Source organism: Geothrix terrae, assembly GCF_022808775.1.
Taxonomy (GTDB): Bacteria; Acidobacteriota; Holophagae; order Holophagales; family Holophagaceae; genus Geothrix; species Geothrix terrae.
In genome coordinates, this window is the sequence record NZ_JAKZLA010000007.1 from 97015 (window position 1) to 121570 (window position 24556).

The 24556-nt window shown below is 70.9% G+C and carries 19 protein-coding genes; 7 read left to right on the forward strand and 12 right to left on the reverse strand.

Going from position 1 to position 24556, the window contains the following annotated elements:
* Positions 1–98: 98 nt before the first annotated feature.
* From nuoB to MLE42_RS13365, 9 genes are all read right to left on the reverse strand, one after another.
* A complete protein-coding gene (gene nuoB / locus MLE42_RS13325; RefSeq protein ID WP_243288375.1) occupies positions 99–926 on the reverse strand; it encodes an NADH-quinone oxidoreductase subunit NuoB in 828 nt (275 codons plus the stop codon).
* Positions 923–2437, reverse strand: a complete 1515-nt coding sequence (locus MLE42_RS13330) for a hydrogenase large subunit (RefSeq protein ID WP_243288376.1) — start codon at positions 2435–2437, stop codon at positions 923–925. Before MLE42_RS13330 ends, nuoB begins: the two co-directional genes overlap by 4 nt.
* Entirely contained in the window at positions 2434–3891 is a 1458-nt protein-coding gene (locus MLE42_RS13335; RefSeq protein ID WP_243288377.1) for a proton-conducting transporter transmembrane domain-containing protein, read from the reverse strand. Before MLE42_RS13335 ends, MLE42_RS13330 begins: the two co-directional genes overlap by 4 nt.
* A gap of 3 nt (positions 3892–3894) precedes the next feature.
* Positions 3895–4530, reverse strand: a complete 636-nt coding sequence (locus tag MLE42_RS13340) for a hypothetical protein (RefSeq protein WP_243288378.1) — start codon at positions 4528–4530, stop codon at positions 3895–3897.
* 2 nt (positions 4531–4532) lie between these two features.
* Positions 4533–5435 carry a respiratory chain complex I subunit 1 family protein gene (locus MLE42_RS13345; RefSeq protein WP_420843099.1) on the reverse strand — a complete coding sequence of 301 codons (903 nt, stop codon included), beginning with the start codon at positions 5433–5435 and terminating at the stop codon, positions 4533–4535.
* 49 nt (positions 5436–5484) lie between these two features.
* A complete protein-coding gene (locus MLE42_RS13350; RefSeq protein ID WP_243288380.1) occupies positions 5485–7458 on the reverse strand; it encodes a proton-conducting transporter transmembrane domain-containing protein in 1974 nt (657 codons plus the stop codon).
* Positions 7455–9416, reverse strand: coding sequence for a proton-conducting transporter transmembrane domain-containing protein (locus tag MLE42_RS13355; protein WP_275975920.1), 1962 nt, complete (start codon positions 9414–9416; stop codon positions 7455–7457). Before MLE42_RS13355 ends, MLE42_RS13350 begins: the two co-directional genes overlap by 4 nt.
* A gap of 223 nt (positions 9417–9639) precedes the next feature.
* The gene (locus MLE42_RS13360) at positions 9640–10809 is read right to left on the reverse strand and encodes a DUF4382 domain-containing protein (RefSeq protein ID WP_243288381.1); all 1170 of its coding nucleotides are present in this window, start codon (positions 10807–10809) and stop codon (positions 9640–9642) included.
* A 134-nt stretch (positions 10810–10943) separates the two neighbouring features.
* A complete protein-coding gene (locus MLE42_RS13365; RefSeq protein ID WP_243288382.1) occupies positions 10944–13433 on the reverse strand; it encodes a hypothetical protein in 2490 nt (829 codons plus the stop codon).
* A gap of 97 nt (positions 13434–13530) precedes the next feature.
* Between MLE42_RS13365 and MLE42_RS13370 the strand changes: the two genes are divergently transcribed.
* Complete coding sequence (locus MLE42_RS13370; protein WP_243288383.1) at positions 13531–14718, forward strand: type II secretion system F family protein; 1188 nt, start codon at positions 13531–13533, stop codon at positions 14716–14718.
* A 19-nt stretch (positions 14719–14737) separates the two neighbouring features.
* Positions 14738–16393 carry a tetratricopeptide repeat protein gene (locus tag MLE42_RS13375; RefSeq protein WP_243288384.1) on the forward strand — a complete coding sequence of 552 codons (1656 nt, stop codon included), beginning with the start codon at positions 14738–14740 and terminating at the stop codon, positions 16391–16393.
* A gap of 18 nt (positions 16394–16411) precedes the next feature.
* Here the strand turns inward: MLE42_RS13375 and MLE42_RS13380 are convergent, their stop codons facing one another.
* The 3 genes from MLE42_RS13380 to MLE42_RS13390 are packed head-to-tail and all read right to left on the reverse strand — an operon-like array spanning position 16412 to position 18764.
* A complete protein-coding gene (locus tag MLE42_RS13380; RefSeq protein WP_243288385.1) occupies positions 16412–17554 on the reverse strand; it encodes a murein hydrolase activator EnvC family protein in 1143 nt (380 codons plus the stop codon).
* A gap of 4 nt (positions 17555–17558) precedes the next feature.
* Positions 17559–18299: a hypothetical protein gene (locus MLE42_RS13385; RefSeq protein ID WP_243288386.1), complete on the reverse strand. Its 741-nt coding sequence runs from the start codon at positions 18297–18299 to the stop codon at positions 17559–17561.
* 45 nt (positions 18300–18344) lie between these two features.
* Positions 18345–18764, reverse strand: a complete 420-nt coding sequence (locus MLE42_RS13390) for an arginine repressor (protein WP_243288387.1) — start codon at positions 18762–18764, stop codon at positions 18345–18347.
* Positions 18765–18912: 148 nt separating this feature from the next.
* Here MLE42_RS13390 and MLE42_RS13395 point away from each other — a divergent pair, with 148 nt between their 5' ends.
* The 5 genes from MLE42_RS13395 (at position 18913) to argH (ending at position 24521) form a co-directional block, all read left to right on the forward strand.
* Complete coding sequence (locus MLE42_RS13395) at positions 18913–20055, forward strand: aspartate aminotransferase family protein (protein ID WP_243288388.1); 1143 nt, start codon at positions 18913–18915, stop codon at positions 20053–20055.
* 14 nt (positions 20056–20069) lie between these two features.
* A complete protein-coding gene (locus tag MLE42_RS13400; protein WP_243288389.1) occupies positions 20070–21059 on the forward strand; it encodes an N-acetylornithine carbamoyltransferase in 990 nt (329 codons plus the stop codon).
* 114 nt (positions 21060–21173) lie between these two features.
* Positions 21174–22109, forward strand: coding sequence for an acetylglutamate kinase (gene argB / locus MLE42_RS13405; RefSeq protein WP_243288390.1), 936 nt, complete (start codon positions 21174–21176; stop codon positions 22107–22109).
* Positions 22106–23173 carry a M20/M25/M40 family metallo-hydrolase gene (locus tag MLE42_RS13410; RefSeq protein WP_243288391.1) on the forward strand — a complete coding sequence of 356 codons (1068 nt, stop codon included), beginning with the start codon at positions 22106–22108 and terminating at the stop codon, positions 23171–23173. The genes argB and MLE42_RS13410 overlap by 4 nt, the downstream gene beginning before the upstream one ends.
* Positions 23163–24521, forward strand: coding sequence for an argininosuccinate lyase (gene argH, locus MLE42_RS13415; RefSeq protein WP_243288392.1), 1359 nt, complete (start codon positions 23163–23165; stop codon positions 24519–24521). Before MLE42_RS13410 ends, argH begins: the two co-directional genes overlap by 11 nt.
* The last annotated feature ends 35 nt before the right edge of the window (positions 24522–24556 follow it).

The following is a 24556-nucleotide window of genomic DNA, read 5'->3' on the forward strand; positions in this document are numbered from 1 at the left end:
GTTGAAGGGCGGAAAGACACCATCACGGCCAACCGGCAAGAATATGAGTGTTTATACAAAATCATAAACAACGATAAAAATCGGAAGCCGTCGAGTGCCTATTTTTGTGACGTTTCACCCCCATCCAAAGGCGTAGCTCCATCTCGACTCTTGGTTCCGATCCGCCCCAGCAGGCGCAGCAGGCCATCCAGGATCGTCAGGGGGTGCGGCGGGCAGCCGGGGATGAAGAGGTCCACGGGCACCACGCTCGCGGCGCCGCCGAGCTGCTCCTCCTGCTGGTAGTAGGGCCCACCGGCGATGGCGCAGGCCCCCACGGCGATGACGAGCTTGGGCCCTGGGATGGCGTCGTAGGTCTTGCGCACGGCCAGCGCCATGTTCTTCGTCACCGGCCCGCAGAGGAGCAGGCCATCGGCGTGGCGCGGCGAGGCCACGTATTGGATGCCGAAGCGTCCCAGGTCCCAGGCCAGGGTGCCCAGCACGTTCACGTCCACCTCGCAGCCGTTGCAACCTCCGGCGCTCACCACCCGGAGCTTGAGCGACCGACCGAAGAGCCGCTTCATCTCCCCGTCCAGGGCCGCCGCCAGCCGGTATTCCTCCGTGGAATCCCACACCAGGTCCTCCCGGCGCCGGGTGGCAAGGCGGTGCTCCTGCGTGTACTCGATGGCGCCCTCGGGACAAGCCTCGACGCAGTCGGGGCAGAAGAGGCAGCGGCCGAGATCGAGGCGCGGCCCCGTGGGTCCGAGCGTGATGGCCTCGGTGGGGCAGGCCTCCGCACAGGCCCGGCAGCCCCCGGAGTAGTTCTCGGAGCAGCGCTCCGGGTGGATCCGTGGCCGCCCCCGGAACCGCTCGGGCAGCGCGGGCAGCTCCTTCGGATAGGGCAAGGTGCGGTACCCCTGGCGCCAGCGGGAGAACAGGATGTGGATCATAGGTCGTGCCCGCAGTAGGAGAGGTTGAAGCTCTTGTTGCACAGGGGGAAGTCGGAGACCTGCTCGCCCCGCAGGGCCAGGGCCAACCCGAACCAGTTGTGGAAGGAGGGATCCACGATCTTGTAGCGGGCGAAGCGGCCCTGCGCGTCGGTCCAGGCCAGGTGTAGCACCTCGCCGCGCCAGCCTTCCGTGAGCGAGACGCACAGGTGCTCCGGGGCCCGCGGCGGCAGGGGCCGGGGCCTGGGATCGGCTTCGCTTTCAGCCAGCGAGGCCAGGGCCGTGGAGAGGAAACCCGCGCTCTCGCCCAGTTCCAGCCAGCGCACCCAGGCCCGGGAGTGCACATTGCCGCTCTCGGCCTGGGCCACGGGGATGGGCCGGCTCCCGTAGGGCCCGAACGGATGGTCGTGGCGCACATCGCGGCCCAGACCGCAGGCCCGCGCCGCCACGCCCACCAGCCCGATCTCGCGGGCCTGGCCGGGATCCACGCGGCCCGCCGCCTCGAAGCGGATCATCACGGAGGCGGCGCCCCAGAGCAGCTCCACCGCGTCCTTCGTGTCCGCCCAGGCCCGCTCCAGGCGCGGTCGCATGGCGGCGGCCCGGGCCGGCTCCAGATCCTGCCGCAGACCCCCGGGGCGCAGCCAGTCCCGGCCCAGGCGGCTGCCGCAGCCCTCGGCGCTCAGGTTCAGCCAGTCGCCCCGGATGCGCCCGCAGAAGGAGGCCGTGGGGAGGAAGCCCACATCGCCGGACAGGGCGCCCAGATCGCCCACATGGTTGGCGGCGCGCTCCAGCTCCAGGGCCACGCCGCGCACCAGGTCCTCACGGGACGTCGTTTCCACACCCGCCAGGCCCTCCAGCAGGCGGCAGTAGGCCCAGGCGTGGGCGATGCTGCTGTCCCCCGACGCGGTCTCCGCCTGCTTGAGGCTGAGGGGATGGGGCCCGCCGAGCAGGGCCCTCTCCAGCCCGCGGTGCTGGTAGCCCAGGGCGATCTCCAGGTGGAAGACCCGCTCGCCGTGGCACTGGAAGCGGAAGTGGCCAGGCTCGATGACGCCCGCGTGGACCGGCCCCACGGCCACCTCATGGACTTCCTCGCCCTCCACCCGGTAGAAGTCGGCCACGCCGGGAACGGGAGCCCCGCCGTGCTTCCAGGGATCCGGCGCGCCGGTCCAGGGGAGGTGGAAGCGCACGGGCTTCAGCCAGGGATGGCCCTCGGGGATGATGCCGGTCTGCTCGGCGAGCTCCCGCTCGAAGAGGTGGGCCTGGGGACAGTCCGGCGTGAGGGCGGGATAGCAGGGCGCGTCCAGCTTCGTGCGGAGGACGCGGAGCGCCTGCCCCGCATCGTCGGCCAGCACCGCATAGAGGTGGAGGTCGAAGTCGGCGCACAGGCAGGCGAGGCGGTCCCCTTCCTGCACGCGCCGCAGGATGGCTTCGCGGAACTCGCGGATGGGCAGCTCGGGCACCTCCCGCAGGGGCAGGCGCTGGCCGTTGCGGAGGCTGGGCAGATCGGCGTTCATGGCCGGACCTCCAGGCGGGCGGAGAGGGCGCCCTCGGCGGTGGTGCTGGCCTGGTCGAGCATGGCCTGGAGGGGCCGGGGCATCCAGATCCCCAGGACCAGCGCCAAGGCCAGCGCCGCGATGAGGGGCGCCGTGGTGGCCGGCGCATCCTTGTAGGGCGTGCGGACCCGCTGGGCGCTGGGCGTGCCGAAGACCACCTTCACCACCGTCTCGCTCATGGCCAGGAAGATGCCGCCCAGCAGGACGAGGAAGGCCGCGCCGCTGGCGAGGTGGCCGGTTCCCAGGGCGCCCGACGCGATGCTGAACTCGCTGAGGAAGGGCGCGAAGGGCGGCATGCCCGTGATGGCCAGGAAGCCCAGGAGGAAGAGCCAGCCGGACACCGGCGTGCGGCGGAGGGCGCCGGTGACGAAGGGCAGCTGCTTGCTGGCGTAGCTGCGGTGGATGTTGCCCGCCGACAGGAAGAGCACGCTCTTCACCAGGGCGTTGGCCGCCAGGTGGAACAGGGCGAACTTCGCCGCCAGGCCCCCGATGCCGATGCCGAAGACGAGGATGCCCATGTGCTCCACGCTGGAGTAGGCCAGCAAGCGCTTGATGTCCGTCTGCCGGATCATGAAGACCAGGGCCCAGGCCATGGAGAGCATGCCGAAGGCCACCAGCAGCTCCCGGGCGAAGGCCCCCTCCCCCGCCGCGGCCACCACGCCGTAGATCCGAAGCAACGCGAGGAACGCGCAGCTGGTGACGCCGCCCGCCAGGAGGGCGCCCACCAGGCCCGGCGTCTCGCCGTAGGCATCGGGCTTCCAGGTGTGCAGCGGTGCGAGACCCATCTTGGTGCCGTAGCCCACCAGGGTCAGCACGAAGCCCGCCCGCAGCCAGGGCCGCGACAGGAGCGAGGCGTTCTCCATGAGCCGCGTGTAGCGCAGGGGCTCCTCCAGTCCGCCCATGTGCGCCGCGTAGGCGATGAACAGGGTGCCCAGCAGCGCCAGGGCGATGCCCACGGAGCCGATGACCAGGTACTTCCAGGTGGCCTCCAGCGAGCGGCGGTTGTGGTTGAAGTAGATGAGGGGCGCGGTGACCAGGGTGGTGGTCTCCATGGCCACCCAGGCGATGCCGGGGTGGCGGGCCTGCGCCAGCAGCGAGGCCAGGCCCAGGAAGCCCAGGAGGCAGGTGGAGAGCACGCGGTGGTCGCGTTCGGGCCGCAGGGCCAGGTAGGCCGGGGCGTAGAAGGCGCAGATGCAGAACAGCACGCTGATGACGAGCAGCACCCAGCCGCCCAGGGCGTCGAGGCCGAACCAGGCATTGATTGGCAGGGTGCGCCACCCGCCGAGCGCCGCGAGCAGCAGCCCCAGGTGGAGGACGCCCACGGCCGGCAGGATCCAGGCGCGGAGGGTGGGGGACGACACGGCGAAGGCCAGGGCGGCGGCCAGGAGGGGGACGAGGATGAGCAGCCAGGCCATGGGTCAGTCCTTCAGCTCGGCCAGGTGCCGGGTATCGGTGGAATCGAAGGCCACGCGGATGTGGTTGATGACGATGCCCATCACGAAGATGCCGACGAAGAGGTCCAGCAGGATCCCCGCCTCCACCAGGGCCGGCATGTCCTCCACCAGCAGCAGGCCGAAGAGGTAGATGCCGTTCTCCAGCACCAGGTAGCCCACCACCTGGGTGAGGGCCTTCCGGCGGGACACCAGCAGCAGGAAGCCTGTGAACAGCGTGGCCAGCGAGGCCGGCACCATCAGCACGTACTCCGTGCCCGGCTTGAGCGGCAGGTTGTGGGCCAGGAGCAGGCTGAGGCCCGTGCCCAGGGCGCAGAGCATCAGCGACACGGTGTAACCGATGTAGGGATCCACCTCGCGCTGGATGTGGACCTGCTTCAAGGCGCGGCGGAAGAGGAAGGGGATGAGCCAGCCCTTCACCGTGACCGCCGCGACGGCCAGCAGGACGATGTGGAAGTGGCGGCCCAGGCCCATGGCCAGCGGCATCAGGCCCAGCAGCACGCCCTGGAGGACGGCGAACTGGATGGCCTTGCTGACGCGGCTGGTGGCCACGAGGCTGAAGTTGGACAGCATGGTGAGGGCGATGAGCAGGTCGGGCAGCATGGCTACACCAGCATCAGGAGGAAGGCGAAGGCCGTGGCCAGCACCCCGGCCACGAGGAACTGCGGGACCTTGGTCATGCGGAACCGCGCCATGGAGCTCTCCACCAGGCCCACCCCCACCGCGAGGCCGGCCAGGGCCGCATAGAACGCCAGCCAGTTCTGCCAGGCCTGCGGCGCGCGGGGCAGGGCCGGCGTCAGGATGAGCGCGCCCAGCACCAGGAGCTTGAGGCTGGCCCCGTAGAGCACCAGGGCGAAGGGGCGGCCCGAGTGGTCGAGCACCATCACCTCGTGGATCATGGTGAGCTCCAGGTGCGTGTTGGGGTCGTCCACGGGGATGCGCGAGTTCTCCACCAGGTAGACGATCACCCAGCCCGCCAGGATGAGGATCAGGGGCCCCGTGAACCGCGCCGTGAGGCTGCCGGGGAAGGCCAGCATGGTCCCCAGCGATAGGCTGGCGTTGGCCTTGGCCAGGGCCGCGAAGCCCAGGAAGAGCGCGGGCTCCGCCAGGGCCGAGAAGGTCGCCTCCCGGGCCGCGCCCATGCCCTCGAAGCTGGAGCCCGTATCCAGGGCGGAGAGGATCGTGAGGAAGCGGGCCAGCCCGAAGAGGTAGGCGAAGAGGATGACATCGCCCTGGAAGGAGACCGGCGCCGGGGTATGGCCGAAGGGCACCAGGCAGGAGGCCACCAGGACCGCGGCCACGCCACCCACGGGACCGGCGAGGAACACCCAGGTGGTGGTGCGGCTGAAGACGGCCCGCTTGCGGGCGAGCTTGGCCAGGTCGTAGTAGAGCTGAAGCACCGGTGGCCCCTTCCGGCCGGCCATCAGGGCCTTGGTCTTGGCGATCAGGCCGGGGAGCAGGGGCGGCAGCAGGAGCACCGTGAGCCCGTGCAGCAGGAACTGGAGCATCGCCGGGAGCATGGTTGGGGGCGTTGTCGGGAGCAGGGATCGAACCATGTCAGGCCACCATCCAGACCAGGAGCGCGAGCAGGGTGAGCAGGACGTAGAGCAGGTAGACGGGGAGCGCCCCGCCCTGGGCCACGCGGAGGAGGCCGGCGCCGCGCACGGCAAGCTGGAGCGCGGGCGAGGCCGCCCGGTCCAGGGCCGGATCCGGCACATGGCTTTCATACCGCGCCGGATGGGGGAACCAGCCCGCCACGCGGGGGAGGTGCGCCACGGGCCGCAGGGCCCAGCGGAGGCCCCGGACCAGGCCGTCCGCGAAGGAGGAGGCGGTGTACTGCATCCGCGCGTCTGCCGCTGCGTAGCCGCAGTCCCAGGTGGGCAGATCCCTCCCCTGCGGCACCAGGCGGAGCCAGCGCCCGAGCAGGAGGGCCAGCAGCGCCAGGATCACCGCGGCCCAGGTCAGCATGCGCAGGGGGGCCAGCGCCATGAGCGTCTCGCCGCCAGCCAATGTTCCTCCACCCAGGGCTCCGCCACTCAACACGCCGACCACCCGCTCCAGGGCCGGCGCGAAGAGGGCGGGCACCACCCCGATGGCCAGGCAGGCCAGGGCCAGCAGGCCCATGGGCAGGAGCATGGTGCGCGGCGATTCCGGCGCCTGTTCCGCCGCCTGGGTCCGCGGCAGCCCCAGAAAGGCCGCCCCGAAGGCCTTGGCGAAGCAGGCCAGGGCCAGGGCCCCGATGAGGGCGAGGGAGACGAGGATCACCAGCGGCCAGGCCTGACGCCCCAGCCCGAGCTCGAGGCCCAGGCCCCGGAAGGCGCCCAGGTAGATCAGCCACTCGCTTACGAAGCCGTTGAGGGGCGGCAGGCCGCAGATGGCCCAGGAGCCCGCCAGGAACGCGCCGGAGGTCCAGGGCATCGTCCGCCCCAGGCCGCCCAGGCGCTCCAGGTCGCGGGTGCCCGTGGCGTGCAGCACGGAGCCCGCCGACAGGAACAGCAGGCCCTTGAACAGGCTGTGGTTCACCACATGGAGCAGGGCCCCGGCGAAGCCCAGGACCTGCATCACCGGGTGACCCGTCGCCTTGCCGAGGGTGCCGAGCCCCAGCCCCAGCAGGATGATCCCGATGTTCTCGATGGAGTGGTAGGCCAGCAGGCGCTTCAGGTCGTGCTGGCCCAGGGCGAAGGCCACGCCGAGGATGCCGGACAGGGCGCCCAGCGCCACCAGCGTCCCGCCCCACCAGGACGGCGGGTCCGGCACCCAGGAGAGAAAGCGGACGATCCCCAGGATGCCCATCTTCAGCATCACGCCCGACATCAGCGCGGAGACGTGGCTGGGGGCGGCGGCGTGGGCCGGCGGCAGCCAGAAGTGCAGCGGCAGGACGCCTGCCTTGAAGCCGAAGCCCAGCAGGAACAGCGCGAAGAGGGCCGTGCCCCCGGGGGTGGCCGCGAGGCCCGCGGGCAGGGCGCCGAACCCCCAGTGGCCCTGGACCTTGGCCAGCAGCGCGAAGGCCGCGAAGAGGAACAGCGTGCCCGTGTGCGTAGCCGCCAGGTAGATCCAGCCCGCCCGCCGGGTCTCGGCTTCCCGGTCCTCGGCCATCACCAGCAGGAAGGCCGCGATGGCCATGCCCTCCCAGGCCAGCAGGAAGGTCAGGGCGTGGGACGCCATCACCAGCATCAGCAGCGAGGCCGTCAGGAGCCCGAAGACCAGACACAGGATCGGCGTGTGGCCCCGGTGGCCCTCCCAGTAGCCCACGCCGTAGAGCCCTCCGCAGAACGAGAGCAGCAGCACCGGAATGGAGAAGAAGGCCGCGAGCGGATCCAGCACCAGAAGCCCCGGAGCGCCCAGCGCCGCGGTGCGGAGCAGGAGGGTCCCGCCGGCCCCACCCGCGAGCACGCGCAGGGCGGCCGTCAGGCCCAAGAGAGCCGCCAGGCCCAGCAGACCCGCGGCCACCTCCCCGCCCCGCCGCCGCAGGAACAGCCCCGGCACGCCGGAGACCGCCGCAGCCAGCAGGGCGAGGAGGTAGAGGCTCATCCCAGAAGCCTCCCCCTCAGCAGCATCCAGAGGAAAGCCCCCAGGAGGGTCAGCAGCACATAGAGGATGTAGATCGGGAGGTGGCCCTGCTGGAAGCGCCGGAACCGGAGCAGGCGCTCCGCCACCCGGACCACCCGCGGCTCCAGGAGCACCTCGCCCACCGGCTCCCGGAAGGCCTGGCGGAAGGAGGACCCGCCCGGGAACAGCCCCCGGAGGCGCGGCCGCCGCGCCCGCAGGCCCGGCTGGACCGGAGCCCAGGCATCCGCGAAGGAACTGCCGGTGTACTGAGCCCGGGCCACGGCCGCGGCATAGCCGCAGTCCCACGTGGGGAGGTCCGCCGCCGGCGCCTCGGCTGATCGGCGGAGCCAGGCAAGGCCCGCTCCGACGAGGGCCAGAAGCCCCAGCTCCACCCCGGCCAGCAGGTGGAAGTCCACGCGGAGGCCCGCGGCCAGCAGGGCCGGCGTCCCGGGCGCCACCACGGCGATCACCCGGTCCAGCAGGGGCAGCAGCAGGAAGGCCCCCAGGCCCACCGCCAGGCAGAGCCCCGCCAGGACGGCCATGGGCAGCAGCATGGAGCCGGCGGGGTCATGGGCGTGATCCGCGAGCTCGCTCCGGGGCGAGCCCAGGAAGAGGGTGCCGAAGAATCGGGCGAAGGCCACCGCCGCCAGGCCCCCCGCCAGGGCCAGGGCCACCAGGCCCAGGGCCGCGGACCAGGGATAGCCCCGGCCCAGGGAGGCGAAGAGGCCCCGGTAGAGGAACCACTCGCTGAGGAAGGCGTTGAAGGGCGGCAGGGCCGCCACCGCCAGCACCGCCGGGAAGACGGCCAGGGCCGTGCGGGGCATCCGCCGCGCCAGGCCGCCCAGCGCCTCCATGTCCCGGGTGCCCGTGGCGTGCAGCAGGGCCCCGGCGCCGTAGAAGAGGAGGCTCTTGAAGAGGGCGTGGTTCCAGACGTGGAAGATCGCCCCGCCGAAGCCCAGGGCCATGAGCCAGGGATCGTGCGTGGCCCGGCCCGTCCAGCCCAGCCCCACGCCCATGGCGATGACCCCCAGGTTCTCGATGCTGGAGTAGGCCAGCAGCCGCTTGTAGTCCCGCTGGGCCAGCGCGTTCCCCACGCCGTAGAGGGCGGTGAGGGCGCCCAGGGCCAGGAGGGCCCCGCCCACGCCCCGGGGGATGCCCGGCAGCAGGCTCGACACCCGGAGGATGCCGTAGACGCCGGCCTTGAGCATCACCGCCGAGAGGATGGCCGAGACGTGGCTGGGGGCGCTGGCGTGGGCGGAGGGCAGCCAGAAATGGAGGGGCAGGAGGCCGGCCTTGAAGCCGAACCCCATCACAGCCAACAGCAGGATGCCACCCTCCAGCCAGGGCGAGGTGGCGGCGGGGAGCACCCTCCACAGGAGCCCGCCGGACCGCCGCGCCAGCAGGATCACCATGGCGGTCAGGAGCAGGGTGCCCGTGTGGGTGCAGGCCAGGTAGATCCAGCTGGCGCGCCGGACTTCCGGCTTCTCGTGCTCCGAGCCCACCAGGAAGAAGGCGGACACGGCCATCAGCTCCCAGGCCACCAGGAACACCAGGCCGTGGCGGGCCAGGAAGAGCAGCGTCATGGCCGCCACCAGCAGGCCGTAGAAGAAGCGCAGGGAGCGCCCCGAGCCCCAGGCCAGCTGCACCGGCCAGTAGCGTTGCCCGTAGATCAGCCCGAGTCCGCCCACCAGGTGGAGGGGCAGCAGGAACGCCGCGGACAGGGCATCCAGCTCCAGGCGGGCCGGGAGGCCCCAGACCCGGAAGTCCAGACCCGAGGCCGTCCCCCCGAGCAGGAGGTGGAGCGCCGCGCCCAGGGCCAGGATGCTGCCCAGGAGGCCGAGGCCCGTGGCCAGGCGCTCCGGCGCGCGCGGGGAGGCCGATACCAGGGCCCCCGCGAACCAGCACCCGGAGGACGCGAGGACCAAGGCCACATCCAGCATCTGCACGCTCCGGGTTCAGGAAACGAGCCCGGCGGCTCAGGTTTTGGCAGGCGCCACCCGGGAAGGGGGCTCGTCATCAGATGGGCCGGGGTCGGTTGGGCCCATGCTACTCCCAACCGAGGCGTGTCTTCAAAACCGATGCGGACGAGAGGTCCGGCCCCACGGACAGGACAAGGCCCGGAGACCCCGTGTCCGGGGCCTCCGGGCCTTGATGTGGGCGACCTCAGAGCCCCAGGTTCACCGTCGTCGTCGTGCTCGCGGTCACCGTGGCCGGCTGCACGGTCGAGGTGGTCGTGGTGGTGGTGCCGTCCAGGTTCAAGGTGCTCCGCACGGCCTGGACACTGTAGGTCCCGACCGGAACGGTGGTGAAGTCGTAGGTCTCCGTGGAGGTGCCCACGACGGCCATCGTCGTGCGCACGATGAAGCTGAAGGTGCCCGAGGACGTCACCAGCGACTGGAGCAGGTTCACCTGGTCGCTCTGGCTGCTGGTGGCCAGCGGCGTGAGGCCGCCGGACACGGTGCCCGTGGAGGCGTTCGCGGTGAAGGCCGCGCTGTAGGTGAACACCGGCGTCGAGGTTGTCAGGGCGAAGGCCTCGCTGGCCTTGGCGTCATAGGCCTTCGGGGTCGTGGTCCCCACCAGCGGGTGGCTCACCACGTAGTAGGTCGTGCCCACCGGCAGCAGGTCCAGGGTGTAGGCGCCATTGGCGTCCGTCACGGTGCTGCGCGTGATCCGGGCGTTCCCGGAGCCATCCAGGGTTTCGGCATAGACCGTCACGCCGGGCAGGCCCGTCGAGGTGGCGGCGTCCGTCAAGGTGCCCTGGATGGAGCCTGTGGCGATCTTGTCGAAGGCCCAGATGGTGGGACGCAGGATGTACTGGCCGGACATCCCGGCCTGCACCACCTGGATGGAGTGGGCGGCGTCGAAGTCGATCCAGACATCCTTCGTGGTGCCGGCCGCCACATCGAAGTTCACGATCAGCTTGATGCCGCTCTGCATGCCCGAAGGCACCTTCAGGGGCTGGACGGACCCATCGGCCAGCTTGACGGTGTTGCCGGAGCCGAGCACCAGCCGCATCTGGCCGTAGTGCCCCGCGGGCAGGGTGGCGCCGGTGGCCAGTGTCTCCTCCACGCCGCCCACGAGGCCCAGCAGGTTGATGGTCTTGTTGGGCGTGCCCAGGGTGATCCAGGTGCCGTTGCTGTTGATCTCCACGGCCTGGATGTTCACGTTGATCTCCTGGTAGCCGGAGATGGGCCCGTCCACCAGATGCACGTTCATGCTTCCGCTGGCGACATTGCCGCCGCTGCCGGAGCCAGAGCCAGAGCCGCTGCACGCCAGCAGGAACGCGAGGCCCAGACCGGCCAGCGTCAGGAAGGTTGCGCGCCATTTCAGCATGTTCACCTCCGATCTCATGCCCCGGATAAGGACATCAGGACAGCCATCATGGTCCCGGAGGCGCCTGTCCGCAATTTAAAAAATTAGTTTTAAACTCAATCAAATAAAGATATAGACCTTTTGGTCTAACTTTCTTAGAACACCCTGAGCAGGGCCACGTACCCGTTCACGGTGCGGACACCCGCGATGTCGCTCTGCACGCCCACGCCCAGGTCCACGCGGACGGCGGTGAAGAGCCAGAAGCCCGGCAGGTCTCCTGTGATGCCGACGCCGCCCATGCCGTAGGTCTTCTGGTCATCGAGGCTGCGGGCCCGTGCGTACTCGAGGCTGAGGGACAGGCGCAGGTTCGGCCCCGTGGGGATGGCGAGGGCCGTCTTGGCATAGGAGAGCCGGTCCGCCGTGATGGCGTTGGCCCGGATGCCGGCGATGCGCACCACGCCGCCCAGGCCGCCCACATCCAGCGCCTTGAAGCGGTCGAAAGCGCGGCCCGAGGCCCACCCGGCCTCGCCGTGGAACCAGAGCCCGGGCGACACCTCGCGATCCAGGCCCAGGCTGCCGCCCCAGCGGCGGAAATCGCCTCCGTCGGGAACCTCCTGGAGATCCGCGGCCAGGCCATAGGTCCCGTCGGGACGGCGGCCCCAGCCGTGGTAGGCCCGCACCTGGAAGCCCCGGAAGAGCCAGGAGCCCTGGAGGGTGCCGATGCGGGTCAGGCCCGAGGGCGGCAGCTGGTAGCCCGGCGTGCGGTACTTGCTGTCCCCCTCGCTGAAGTCGTCGTACTCGAAGTCGCCACGGCCCTCCAGGCGGAAGCCCAGGCCCAGGTCCCGCCCCAGTTCCAGGCCCATCTTCCCGAAGCGGCGTCCCACGCCGTCCTGGTCCGAGAGCCTCCCGTTCACCACGGGACGCTCCGTGCCCTTGAGCAGCAGGGCGGTGGCGTCGGCGCCCACGTCGAAGCTGCCCAGGCCCCGGGGGATGGCCAGGCTGGCGGTGTTGAAGAGGATGGCCGTGAGGGCGTTGAGCTGCACGCCCTTCCCGAAGGCGTTGTAGTCGAAGTAGAGGAGGCCGCCCAGGGGCGCCACCGGCGGTGTGAGGCCCGGGTCCGCCAGCACCACCGCAGCCAGGGCGCGGCCGCTGCTCTTGGCCTTCTCCTCGATCTTCCGGGTGCCGTCGCCCTGCTTGGTGAAGTAGCGGGCCCCCTCCGGCGTCACCTTGAGCATCGTGGCCCCGGAGGCCCGGGCCGCGGTGCGCGCCGCCTCGAACCCCTCGCCGTTCACCTGGAAGTCCCGGTAGGCGAAGCGGCGCTGCACCTGCACCACGCCATCGGCGCTCACCCAGCGCTCGAAGGTCTGCACGGAGACGGGCCGCCACAGGCCGGGCGCCGCCTCGCCGTAGGTGAGGATCTCCCGCTCGCTCTTCACGGTGCCCGGCAGGTCCGCCCGCTCCCGACGCTCCACCAGGATCCGCCCCGTGGCCTCCTCCACCTCCAGGTCCCCGGAATACAGCAGGGGATCCGCGTCCACCGGCTCGAAGCGCAGCCGCCGCCGTCCCGGGCCGGCTGGGCCGCCGTCCCGGTAGCGGTAGCGCTCGGTCATGCCCAGGGCCACGGGCAGGGACATGGACTGGCGGCTTTCGATGAGGGGCAGCTGCACCTCGCCGTCGAGCTTGGCGGTGACGCCGTTGAAGCGGACGGCCTTCTGAAGCAGCTCCGGCCACTCGCCGGCCTGCTCGAAGTAGCCGAAGCTGAAGCCCAGGTCCCCGCCCCGCCCCGAGGGCGCCTGGAGATGCAGGTCCAGCTCCGCCTTGGCCTGCACCGTGCGGACCGCTGCCCGGGCCCGGAGCTGAGCCGCCCGCACCTTGGCCAGCAGGGCGCCCACATCGTAGGCCTCGGCGGCGCTCACCGCCACCTCCGTGCGGTCCTTGGGCAGGGGCACCGCCGACCAGGCGCCGCCGGCGAAGGTCCAGCGCCGCATGGCCCCGGCCCGGTTCCGGAGGGTGAGGTCCCCCAGGCCGCCCTCCACGTCCGTGAAGCCCGCGGGCAGCGCCTCCGCCAGCCGGGCCCCGGGGCCGCCGGCGGGCACCACCACCCGCCCCCCGTCGCCCATGAGGACGGACACCAGGGCCCCCGGGTCCAAGGGCAGCCAGAGGGTCCAGGGGCGGCCCGGGAAGCTGTCCTGGGCCCGGGTGAGCTGCGCCCGCCACTTCACCGGATCGAGGTTCAGGTCCGCGGGCACCAGGGCGCCGCCGTCCACAGCCCCCCAGGCGGTCTCGTCCAGGAGGGGCGCGGCCTCGGGATCGAAGGCCACGTAGAGGCGCTGGGCCGGCGACTGGGCCTTCAGGGCCTGGGCCGCCGCCAGCAGGAGGGGGAGCCGCCCCTCGCCGGAGGGCAGGCGCAGCCGCACGGCGGAGGCCTCCTTCAGGCCCGCCACCAGGGCGGTCCAGCCCTGCCGGGCCGCCTCCACCTGGGTCGCGTCCCGGTTGTCCCGGGGCACCAGGAGCGTCCCGTCCACGGCGCGCAGGTCCAGGACCGCCGGCTCCGCCACGCCCGTTCGCAGGGGCGCGGAGAGCGGCGCCTGGGCTGCCAGGGTGAAGGTCAGGACGGGCAGCGCAAGGAGCGGGCGAAGCGGCACGAGGCCTCCGGAGGATCCCCTGAGGCTATCCGGTCGGGGGCGGTGCCTCCAGACTCCGGGCTTCCTTTCCCGCTATCCTCAAAGCTCCCAGGTGCCCATGCGATTCACGGTCCGGCTCACGCATTCCAATGGCGACGTCCTCGTGCGGGACTTCGAGGCGGAGAGTGTCGAGGCGCTGCGGGCGCGCGTGCTGGCCGAAGGCGGCTTCCCCCTCGAGATCACCCGCACGGACACCGCCTTCCGCAGCCGCACCCAGCTCAAGACCGAATCCCTGGTGCTCTTCAACCAGGAGCTGCTGGCCCTGCTGAAGGCCGGCATCCCCCTGCTGCAGTCGCTGGAGCTGCTGGTGGGCCACGGCAAGGATCCCCAGCTGCGCCGCGCCCTGGCCCACGTGGTGGAGCTGGTGCGGGAGGGCATGTCCTTCTCCGACGCCCTGGAGCAGGCCGGGGCCTTCCCGCCGGTCTACCGCAGCAACGTGGTGGCGGGCGAGCGCAGCGGCACCCTGCCGGAGGTGCTGGCCCGCTGGCTGTCCTTCCAGAAGTTCGCGCAGAGCAGCCGCCGGCGCATCATCGAGGCCCTCTTCTATCCCGCCTTCCTGGTGCTGGTGCTCATCCTGGCCCTGGGCGTGATCTTCAACGTGGTGCTGCCCCGCTTCGCGGAGTTCTACGCCGGCGGCGACATCGAGATGCCCCTCGTCACCCGGATCCTGCTGGGGATGGGCAAGGTGGTCAGCTCCACCCTCTGGCTCCAGGGCATCGTCCTCGCGGGCCTCGCGGTGCTCATCCGCTGGATGGCGGCCTCGGAGGCCGGGCGCAAGCTGGCGGAGCGGATGCTGCTGATGCTGCCCAAGGTCGGCACCCTCTACCGCATGTACCACTCCAGCGTGTTCTCGCGCACCCTGGGCGTGCTGCTCTCCGGCGGCCTGCCGGTGGTGCAGGCCCTGGAGGTCGTGCAGCGCACCAGCCCCAGCGAGCGCCTGAAGGGGGGCCTGGCCGTGGTCACCGAGAAGGTGCGGGCCGGCAGCAGCCTGCACCTGGCCCTGGAGCAGGCGAAGATCCTCGATCCCCTGGCCGTCGAGATGGTGCGCGTGGGCGAGCAGAGCAGCGCCCTGCCCGAGATGCTCGATCACGTGGCCGACTTCTTCGACCAGGAAGTGGAGAAGGCCACCACCGCCGTCACCAGCCTCATCGGACCCGTGCTCATCCTCTTCATGGGCGTCGTCGTCCTCGCCCTCCTCCTCGCCATCTACGTGCCGCTGTTCAACGCCAGCAACGTGGTGCGGTAGGCCTTGTCCCGGGGGCCACATGGCCTTTCTCGCCGCCCTGTGTCTCCTGGCCCTTCCCCTGGCGGGCATGCATCCCGATGCCGGGGGCCAGACCCCGGCCAGCGCGGGGCCCCTCCAGCCCTCATCGAACGAGGCCCTCCAGAAAGCGGCCTCCCAGGGGGATGCCGCGGCCGCGCACGCGCTCGGCGAGCGGTACGCCGAAGGGCGCATGGGATTGCCCAAGGACGAGACGAAGGCCGCCGCCCTGTACCAGCAGGCTGCGGCCAAGGGCTTCGCCGATGCCCAGGCCGACCTGGGCTGGTTCTACATGAAGGGACTGGGCGGGCTTCCGGTGGATGAGGCCAAGGCGTTCACCTGCTTCCAGCAGGCCGCGAAGCAAGGTCACCGCTACGCCACCCACATGCTCGGCTGGATGTACGAGCTGGGTCGTGGAATCGAGCAGGACGACCGGTTGGCCGCCGAATGGCATGAGAAGGCCTCCAAGCTGGGGGACATGGACTCCCTGGCCTCTCTCGGCTGGCTCACCCAATCGGGCCGGGGGGTTCCGAAGAACGAGGCGGCGGCCGCCCAGATGTACGCGGTGGCCGCCCGCAATGGGAACGCGATGGCGATGACCAACCTCGGGTGGTTCTTCGTCGAGGGGATGGGCGGTCTCCAGAAGGACTACGGCACGGCCCGGCGGCTGTTCGAGTCCGCCTCCTCGCTCGGCTGGGCCCGGGCAGACGGCAACCTTGGCTACCTCTACCAGAATGGCCTCGGGGTCCCGAAGAACATGGCCACCGCCCTGCGGTGGTTCAAGCTCTCTGCCGACGCCGGCGACCACCTGTCCCAGGAGCATCTGGGCCAGGTTTACGAGGGCTTCCATGGGGTGGAGCGGGACCTCGGTCTGGCTTTCCATTACCACTCGCTCGGGGCCGCCCAGGGATGGGACGCGTCCATCAACGGGCTCGTCCGCGTCCTGGTCACCGGCTACCGGCCCACCTCGCAAGAGGCCGACAGCGTGGCCGGATGGATGGAGAGGGACCTCGCGGCCGGGCGGGGTCGGCTCCGTCTGCCCCTGGCGCTGCTGCTGATCCGCCGTGGGGACCCGCCTGCCGATCCGGCACGGATCCGGGCCCTGGTCGCCGAGGAGCAGGGATCCCAGTCCCCGAGCCCCCTGCTTCCCATGACCCTTCGCCTTCTGAGCGGCGGCGCGCTGGGAAAGCAGTACATCGCAGTGGGATCCGACCTCCTGTCGAAGGCTGCTGAACAGGGTGGGCCAGGGGCGAAGCTCGAGTGGGCCAAGACCCTGGTCCACGGTTCCTCTGCCGAGCGGGCGCAGGCCCTCCATATCCTTGAGGCCCTGGAGGACCAGCATCACCCAGAGGGCACGTTTGAGCTGGGCCTCCTGTACCAGAACGGCGAAGTGGTCCCCCGATCCCCCTCGAAAGCCCTGCACCTCTTCACGGCCGCCGCGAACCTGGGGTGGGCCCCGGCGATGTTCCATCTCGGCCTGATCCACCACCAGGGGATCGGGGTCAAGAAGGACCTGGAACAGGCGAAGGTCTGGTACCAGAAGGCGGAAGCAGCCGGATACCCCCTGGCCAGGGGTCGGGTCCGCCCCGACGGATCCCTGGCCCCCCTCGAGGATCTGACCCGTCCCCCCGCAGGCGCCCGCACGGCGAGCCCGAGATAGGACTGCAATCCCGACCCGCTATCGGTACCTCTGCTTCAGCCACTTCTGCGGATCCTGGGGCTGGGCCTGATGGCGGATCTCGAAGCCGAGGCGGGGGCCGTCCACGGTGTCGCCCACGGCGCCCACCCGCTCGCCGGCCTTGAGCAACTGGTCCTTGGCCACCTGCAGGCCCTGGAGGTGCGTGTAGAGGGTGAACCAGCCGCCGCCGTGCTCGAGAATGACCATGGGGCCGTAGCTCTGGTAGTAGTCCGCGTAGACCACCTTACCGTCGGCCACCGCGGCCACGGGGGCGCCGCTGGACGCCGCGATGAGCAGGCCGCTCTGCATGGTCTTGGTGTGGAATCGGGGATGCAGGTGCTCGCCGAAGCCCTGGGCCAGGGTGCCATCCACGGGCTGGGGCAGGCTGCCATGCAGGGAGGCGAAGGCCACGGCGGATTCGAAGACCTCGGCCCTGGGCTTGGCGAGCAGGCCCGCCAGCAGGCGCTCCAACTGGATGGCCTCCTCCGCCAGCTCCGCCTGGACCTGCCGCTGGGCCGTCTCGTCCTTCTGCAGGCCGTCGAGAAAGCTGTTGAGCTTGTCCTCCTGCAGGCGCAGCGCGGCCTGGAGCTGGGCGGCCTCCTGCTCCTCCCGGGCCAGCCGGGCCAGCACCTCCTTGAGGGACTTCTCCTTGGCGGCGAGGTCGCCCTGGAGGCGGTGGATCTGGTCCAGGCGCTTCCGCTCCTGCAGCCGCGCCCAGGCCAGGAGGCGGCCCCGCTCCAGCCAGGCGTCGGGATCCTTGAAGGTGGTGTAGACGCCCAGGTCGCCCAGGGGCCCCAGCGCCTGCATCCAGCGCACCTGCTTGCGGAGGTCGCCCTGGAGCTTCAGCACCTCGCCCTGGATGCGGGCCTGCTCGCGGCCGATGATCTGGACCTCGCTCTGGGCCTGGTCCCGGCGCAACCGCGCGCCATCCACCTGGGCCTTGGCCCGGTCCCGCTGGAGCGCGATGCCCTGCATCTCCACCAGCACGCCCTTGCGCCGCTTCTTCAGGGCCTCCAGCTGCTGGTCCACCTGGCCCAGGCGCCCCTGGATGGCCGCCAGCTTCTGGCGCAGCTCCGCCGGATTCTGGGTCCCCTGGGCCGCCAGCACCGGCGGCAGGAGCAGCAGTCCGACGGCGGGGCGCATCCGCTTACTTCCGCCCCCCGGCCGGCAGCAGCATGGCCAGCGCGCCCAGCACCAGCGGGCCGCCGATGGACAGGGGCAGCGCCAGCGGCGAGAAGGGATCCGAGGGGAGCTGGGCCATGGGCAGCAGCCGCACGAAGACCTCCAGCACCTTCACCTGGCCTGCGCTCCAGCCCAGGTCCTGGCCGAAGTCCAGGAAGAAGCTCAGGCGCGGGCCCAGCTCGCGGAGCAGCAGCGTGAGCAACAGGGCCAGGCCGGCGCTGGACTTCAGGAGCCGCGACAGGAGCACCGCCCACAGCAGCATCTGGAGGCCCAGCAGGAGGCCATGGAGGTCCGCCCGCAGCAGCTCCGGCGGCCAGGCCTGGCCGATGAGGCGCCAGCTCAGCGCCCACACGGGGAGGAGCGCCACCTGGGAGAGGAACAGCCCGTGGGCGAAGCCCAGGCCTGTGCCGGCGAAGAAACCCTTGAGCCGCTCGCCGCGGGAGGCCGCGGCGGTCCACTGGCTCACGGGACCGAAGGCGCCCAGCAGCAGCACCAGGGACACCAGCCAGTACATGACGCCCTGCAGGCCGCCCAGCGAGTAATCCTTGAGCGATTCGGCCCCCAGGGGAACCGCCGTGCCGAAGACCACCACCTGTGACCCGTCCGGCCCCTGCTGCCCGCGGATCGCCATGAACACCAGCCCCGCGAGGAACAGGCAGACCAGCGTCCAGCCGATGCGCAGCTTCGAACTCCCGAAACGATCCATGGGGACTCCCAGACGGTCAGGAGGTCAGTCTAGCGGCTGAAGCCCCTACCGCGCCGCCACCACCCGAGCGAGGTGCGCCTTCACATCGGCCAGGCGCTCGGGCAGCACGGCGACGAACACGGTGTCGTCCCCGGCCAACGTGCCCATCTGGCCGGGCAGCGGATCGGCGTCGAGGCTGAGGCCCAGCGCCTGGGCGAACCCGGGCGCGGTGCGCAGCACCAGCAGGTTGGGCGGCACCTCGGTGAGGGTGATGTCCGGCAGGACCTGGGCAGCGGCCTCCACGCGGCGGTAGCGGCCCTGGACCTTCTGCACCCCCAGCCGCTTGAGGCGCCGGGACAGGGTGGACTGGGTGAGCTCGTGGCCCTCGGCGGACAGCCGCTCCAGCAGATCCGTCTGGTCCGCGATGGGGTGGGCCTCCAGCAGCTGGAGGATGAGCTGATCCAAATCCATGCATGGATGTTGCATGAAATTGCATGAATTAGCAAGCCATTCACGGGACTTTCTCACAAAAGTCGTGAAATAGTTCTTGCTTCGCGGAATTCAATCTGTGCATATTATGCAATCGATTGCATGGTTATGCATACCCATGCACGCATATGCACAGGATTTCCGTATGCCCACCACGCCCGCCGTTCCCGCCCTGCTCCCCACCTATGCCCCCTATCCCTTCCCGCTGGTGAAGGGCGAGGGCGACCGGGTCTTCGACGACCAGGGCCAGGCCTGGTGGGACTTCTACGGCGGCCATTGCGTGTGCGCCACGGGCCACAGCCACCCCAAGGTGGTGAAGGCCGTGGCCGACCAGGCCGCCTCGCTGCTCTTCTACTCCGCCGCCGCGGCCCTGCCCGTGCGGGACGCCGCCGCCGCGACGATCACGGCCTTCTCGGGCATGGATTCGGTCTTCTTCTGCAACAGCGGCGCCGAGGCCAACGAGAACGCGCTCAAGGTTGCCCTGCTGCTCACGGGCCGGAAGATGCTCGGCGCCTTCGAGGGCGGCTGGCACGGCCGGACCACCCTGGCCCTCTCCGTGACGGACGATCCCAAGATCACCCGGCCCTTCGCGGACAGCCTCACGCCCTGCCTGCGCCTGCCCTTCGGGGACCTGGCGGCCCTCGACGCGGCGGACTTCTCGGACATGGCCGGCGTCATCCTCGAGCCCATCCAGAGCATGGCCGGCATCAAGACCGCCTCCCGCGAATGGTTCCAGGCCCTGCGGGCCAAGTGCGACGCCAGCGGCACCCTGCTCATCTTCGACGAGATCCAGACCGGCATGGGGCGCATGGGCACGCCCTTCGCCGCGCAGTTCTATGGCGTGCGGCCCGACCTCATCACCTCCGCCAAGGGCCTGGCCTCCGGCGTGCCCATGGCAGCGCTCCTCATGACCGCCGCCGTGGCCTCGAAGCTCAAGGGCGGCGACCTGGGCAGCACCTTCGGCGGCGGGCCCCTGGCCTGCGCGGCCCTTCTGGCCACGGTGGACATCATCGAATCGGAGGGGCTGATGACACAGGCTTCCGAAGCCGCGGCGCGGCTCCGGAAGGAATTGAAGGGATCGGTCGTCGAGGCCATCCAGGGCGAGGGCCTCCTCCTGGGCCTCCGCACGCCCCACGCCGCGGCTCTCAAGAAGCACCTTCTGGCGCAGAACATCCTCCTGGGCGGCTCCGGCGATCCCCAGGTGCTGCGCCTCATGCCGCCCCTCAACGTCAGCGACGCGGCCCTCACCGCCCTCGTCGCCGCCATCCACGCCTTCGCCAAGCCCTGACTCCGGGAGCCGACATGAAGCACTTCACCCGCATCGCCGACCTGGGCCCCGAGGGCGTCCAGCAGATCCTCGCCAAGGCCGCCGCCTGGAAGAAGGAACGGCCCGGCGCCATCTTCGCGGACCGCATCCTGGGCATGGTCTTCTTCAACCCCAGCCTGCGCACCCGGGCCAGCTTCGAGGCGGCCATGCTGCGGCACGGCGGCCACGCCATCGTGCTCGAAGTGGGCGCCGGCACCTGGAAGCTGGAGGACCGGGACGGCGCGGTGATGGACCAGGACCGCGCCGAGCACGTGCGCGAGGGCGTGCCCGTGCTGGGCCGCTACGTGGACGCGCTGGCCGTGCGGACCTTCTCCCACGGCGATGGCGACGCCATCGACGAGCTGGATCCCGTCATCAACGCCTTCCGGCGCTTCTCCACCGTGCCCGTGCTGAGCATGGAGAGCGCCCGGGAGCACCCCCACCAGGGCCTGGCCGACCTGCTCACCATCCAGGAGGCCCATGGCACCACCAAGGTGCCCGTGACCCTCACCTGGGCGCCCCACATGAAGCCCCTGCCCAAGGCCGTGCCCAACTCCTTCCTGCTGACGGCCGCGGCCTGCGGCGCGGAGATCCGCGTGGCCCACCCCAAGGGCTACGAGCTGGCGCCGGAAGTCCGGGCCGAGGCCGAGAAGTACGCCGCGGCCACCGGCGGGAAAGTCGTCTACACCACGGACCAGGACGCCGCCCTGGAGGGCAGCGCCGCCGTCTACGCCAAGGCCTGGGGTCCCTCCACGACGTCGGGCCTGGAGGCCGCGCCCATGGCCGACCTGGGCGCCTGGATGCCCACCGCCGCCCACATGCAGAAGGCCGCCAAAGAGGCCATCTTCACCCACTGCCTGCCCGTGCGCCGGAACCTGGAAGTCCACGACAGCGTCCTGGACGGCCCCTGGAGCCGCGTCGTGGACGAAGCCGAGAACCGCTTCCACGTGCAGCGGGCCACCATCGACCACCTGCTGAACGGATAACTGCATTCATCACGAAGACCACTAAGACCACGAAACAAGCCATCAACTCAGCACGTCACCCTTCGTGGTCTTCCCGTCTCCGTGGTTTTCATTTTGTTCTATATCGAGGTTCCCATGCCGCTCTCCCCCAATCCCTACGCCGCCCTCAAGGAAGCCTCCCGGTACGTCCGCCTGTTCCGCGGCAAGACCTTCGTGGTGAAGGTGGGCGGCGAAGTCATCGCCGAGCCCAAGATCCGCAAGGCCTTCTGCGAGCAGATCGCCCTGCTCTGGTCCTTCTCCATCCGGGTGGTGGTGGTGCATGGCGGCGGGGCCGAGCTGGACGCCGTCTGCGAGGCCATGGACATCCCCGTGCAGAAGGTGGCGGGACGGCGCGTGACGAGCCCCGAGGTGCTGGACGCCGCCAAGATGGTCTTCGCGGGCCAAGTGCACATGGACCTGCTGGCGGAGCTGCAGGCCGCCGGCGTGCCCGCCGTGGGCCTCACGGGCCTGGACGCCGGGCTGCTGAAGGCCACCAGGCGGCCTCCCGTGCCCGTGGTGCCCGACGGCGCCACCGAGCCTCAGCTGGTGGACTACGGCCTGGTGGGCGACATCGACACCGTGGATCCCCACGTGCTGAGCCACCTGCTCGAAGGGGGCTTTGTGCCGGTGGTGGCACCACTTTCCGGGGGGGAGGACGGCGCCATCTACAACACCAACGCCGATACCATCGCCGCCAGCCTGGCCGAGGCCCTGCACGCCGAAAAGCTGTTCTTCCTGCTGTCGGTGCCCGGCCTGCTGAAGGATGTCAGCAAGTCGTCCTCGCTCATCCCCCACGCCACCGTCGGGGAGCTCGCCTCCCTCGAGGCCAAGGGCAGCATCAGCGGCGGCATGCGGCCCAAGCTCGCCGCCGTGAAGTCCGCCCTCCAGGGCGGCGTCTCCAGCGTCCACCTGGTGAGCGGCATCGCCCCGGATGCCTTGCTGGCAGAGATCTTCACCAACGAGGGCAGCGGGACGATGATCGTCCCCGACGCCACCCCTGTCCCCGCGTCCATGTCAGGGACCAAGCCATGAGCCCAGCCGAGCTGCTCACGCTCCTGGTCGGCACGCCCAGCGTGTCCGGCGAAGAGGGCCCCCTCGCCGACCTGGTGCAGAACCTCCTGGCCACCCAGGGCTTCCAGGTCCAGCGCCAGGGGAACAACCTCTGGTTCAGCTTCGGAAAGCCGGGCGGCGCCCGGCTGCTGCTCAACTCCCACCTCGACACCGTGCCGCCCAGCGCCGGCTGGGAGGGTGATCCCTTCACGCCCGTCTGGCACGGCTCGCGGCTCCAGGGCCTGGGGGCCAACGACGCCAAGGGCTGCGTGACGGCCATCCTGCTCGCGGCCTTCGACCTCGCGGCACAGCCCCTCGACGGGGAAGTCGTCGTGGCCCTCACCGCCGAGGAGGAGACCGGCGGCCAGGGTATCGCCACCATCCTCGACCAGCTGGGCCCCCTGGATGGCGCCGTGGTGGGCGAGCCCACGGGCCTGCGGGTCTGCGCCGCCCAGCGGGGCATGCTCCTGCTGAAGTGCACGGCCCGGGGCCAGAGCGGCCACGTGGCCAACGCCCAGATGCTGGGCGCCGAGAACGCCATCCACAAGGCCGCCCGGGACATCGCCAAGGTCGCGGCCATGGAGTTCCCGGCCCACCCGCTACTGGGCAGCCAGAAGGCCCAAGTCACGCAGATCACCGGCGGCCTGCGCCGCAACCAGGTGCCCGACGCCTGCGAGTTCTTCATCGACCTCCGCACGGGCCCGGACCAGGACCACGACGCCCTGTGCGCCGATTTCCAGCGGCAGCTGGAGAGCGAGGTCGCCATCCACTCCAAGCGCTACCTCCCCAAGGGCACCGATCCGGGGCACGCCATCGTCCGCGCAGCCCTCCAGGCCGCGAAGAAGGCGGGACCGGTCGGATCGGGCACCACCTCGGACTGGGCCTTCCTGGGCGGCATCCCGGCGGTGAAGGCCGGCCCCGGCGACACCTTCCGCAGCCACAGCCCCAACGAGTACCTGACCATCCAGGAACTCGAGGCGGGGGCGGACTTCTATGCCAAGCTCGTTCCCGCGTTCTTCAAGATGCAGGTGCCGCATGAGGCCTGAAGCCACCACCCTCTGGGCGAAGGACATCCCCCTCGATGCGGCCATCCACCGCTTCACCGTGGGCGAGGACCCCGAGACGGACCTGGCCCTCCTGGCCTGGGACGCTCTGGGCAGCGCCGCCCACGCCCGGATGCTGGCCGCCACGGGCCTCATCCCCGAGGCGGACGCCGTCCCGCTGGTCCGCGGCCTGCGGCGCATCGCCAACCTCGCCAAGCAGGGGGCCTTCCCCATCCCGCCCCACATGGAGGATGGCCACACCGCCATCGAGGCGGACCTCACCCGGCAGCTGGGCCCCGCGGGCGGGCGCATCCACCTGGCCCGCTCCCGCAACGACCAGGTGATCCTGGCCCTGCGGCTCTACCTGCGGGACAAGCTGGTGCGCTTGGGCCTCCGCGTGGCCGACCTGGCCGGGGGCTTCCTGGCCTTCGCCAAGGCCCACCAGGACACGCCCCTGCCGGGCTACACCCACCTGCGGCGGGCCATGCCCAGCACCTTCGGCCTCTGGGCCACGGCCTTCGCCGAGGGCCTGCTGGAGGAGCTGGAGGCCCTGCAGGGGGTCTACGGCCGCCTGGACCGCTGCCCGCTGGGCTCGGCGGCCGGCTTCGGCGTGCCCCTGCCCATCGACCGGGCGCTCACGGCGAAGCTGCTGGGCTTCTCGAAGGTCCAGCGCAGCCCCATCGATGTGCAGAACAGCCGGGGCCGCCACGAGACCGCCGTGCTCCAGTGGGCCGCCTCCGTGGGCGGCGTGCTGGAGAAGTTCCTCTGGGACGTCTCCCTCTACAGCACCGAAGAGTTCGGCTTCCTCAAGCTGCCGGACGCCTTCACCACCGGCTCGAGCATCATGCCCCAGAAGAAGAACCCGGATGTGGTGGAGCTCGCGCGCGGCCGCTGCCGGGAGCTGCGCGGCGCCGCGGGCCTGGTGGAGCAGCTCGCCTCCGGCCTGCCCTCCAGCTACCACCGGGACTTCCAGCTGCTGAAGCAGCCGCTGATCACCGCCCTCCGGCACGCCGAGGACCTCTTCACCGTGCTTGGCCCGCTCCTGCCCGCCCTCCAGGTGAAGGCCGACGCCGCCGCCGCGGCCTCCAGCGACGAGCTCTACGCCGCCCACCAGGCCTACGTCCTCGTGCAGGGCGGCCTGCCCTTCCGCGAGGCCTACCGCAAGGTGGCCCAGCAGATCCAGGAGGGCACCTTCGCCCCGGATCGCACGGCCCTCACCGCCACCCACCTGGGCGGCGCCGGCAACCTGGCCCTGGACGCCCTCGAAGCCGACCTCGCCGCCGCCCGCGGCTGGATCGAGGCGAAGCAGCGGGCCCACGCCGACGCGGAGGCTGCGCTGTGGGCGAACTGAACGGATTCACCACGAAGGCCACCCAGACCACGAAG

Excerpts from the sequence above, each read along its gene's own strand:
- MLE42_RS13380 (WP_243288385.1), bottom strand. The coding sequence starts at position 17,554 with ATGCGCCCCGCCGTCGGACTGCTGCTCCTGCCGCCGGTGCTGGCGGCC.
- MLE42_RS13360 (WP_243288381.1), bottom strand. The coding sequence starts at position 10,809 with ATGCTGAAATGGCGCGCAACCTTCCTGACGCTGGCCGGTCTGGGCCTC.
- MLE42_RS13390 (WP_243288387.1), bottom strand. The coding sequence starts at position 18,764 with ATGCAACATCCATGCATGGATTTGGATCAGCTCATCCTCCAGCTGCTG.
- argH (WP_243288392.1), top strand. The coding sequence starts at position 23,163 with ATGAGGCCTGAAGCCACCACCCTCTGGGCGAAGGACATCCCCCTCGAT.
- argB (WP_243288390.1), top strand. The coding sequence starts at position 21,174 with ATGCCGCTCTCCCCCAATCCCTACGCCGCCCTCAAGGAAGCCTCCCGG.
- MLE42_RS13395 (WP_243288388.1), top strand. The coding sequence starts at position 18,913 with ATGCCCACCACGCCCGCCGTTCCCGCCCTGCTCCCCACCTATGCCCCC.
- MLE42_RS13345 (WP_420843099.1), bottom strand. The coding sequence starts at position 5,435 with ATGCTCCAGTTCCTGCTGCACGGGCTCACGGTGCTCCTGCTGCCGCCC.
- MLE42_RS13335 (WP_243288377.1), bottom strand. The coding sequence starts at position 3,891 with ATGGCCTGGCTGCTCATCCTCGTCCCCCTCCTGGCCGCCGCCCTGGCC.
- MLE42_RS13330 (WP_243288376.1), bottom strand. The coding sequence starts at position 2,437 with ATGAACGCCGATCTGCCCAGCCTCCGCAACGGCCAGCGCCTGCCCCTG.
- MLE42_RS13375 (WP_243288384.1), top strand. The coding sequence starts at position 14,738 with ATGGCCTTTCTCGCCGCCCTGTGTCTCCTGGCCCTTCCCCTGGCGGGC.
- MLE42_RS13350 (WP_243288380.1), bottom strand. The coding sequence starts at position 7,458 with ATGAGCCTCTACCTCCTCGCCCTGCTGGCTGCGGCGGTCTCCGGCGTG.
- MLE42_RS13370 (WP_243288383.1), top strand. The coding sequence starts at position 13,531 with ATGCGATTCACGGTCCGGCTCACGCATTCCAATGGCGACGTCCTCGTG.
- MLE42_RS13400 (WP_243288389.1), top strand. The coding sequence starts at position 20,070 with ATGAAGCACTTCACCCGCATCGCCGACCTGGGCCCCGAGGGCGTCCAG.
- MLE42_RS13355 (WP_275975920.1), bottom strand. The coding sequence starts at position 9,416 with ATGCTGGATGTGGCCTTGGTCCTCGCGTCCTCCGGGTGCTGGTTCGCG.
- MLE42_RS13340 (WP_243288378.1), bottom strand. The coding sequence starts at position 4,530 with ATGCTGCCCGACCTGCTCATCGCCCTCACCATGCTGTCCAACTTCAGC.
- MLE42_RS13410 (WP_243288391.1), top strand. The coding sequence starts at position 22,106 with ATGAGCCCAGCCGAGCTGCTCACGCTCCTGGTCGGCACGCCCAGCGTG.
- MLE42_RS13385 (WP_243288386.1), bottom strand. The coding sequence starts at position 18,299 with ATGGATCGTTTCGGGAGTTCGAAGCTGCGCATCGGCTGGACGCTGGTC.
- nuoB (WP_243288375.1), bottom strand. The coding sequence starts at position 926 with ATGATCCACATCCTGTTCTCCCGCTGGCGCCAGGGGTACCGCACCTTG.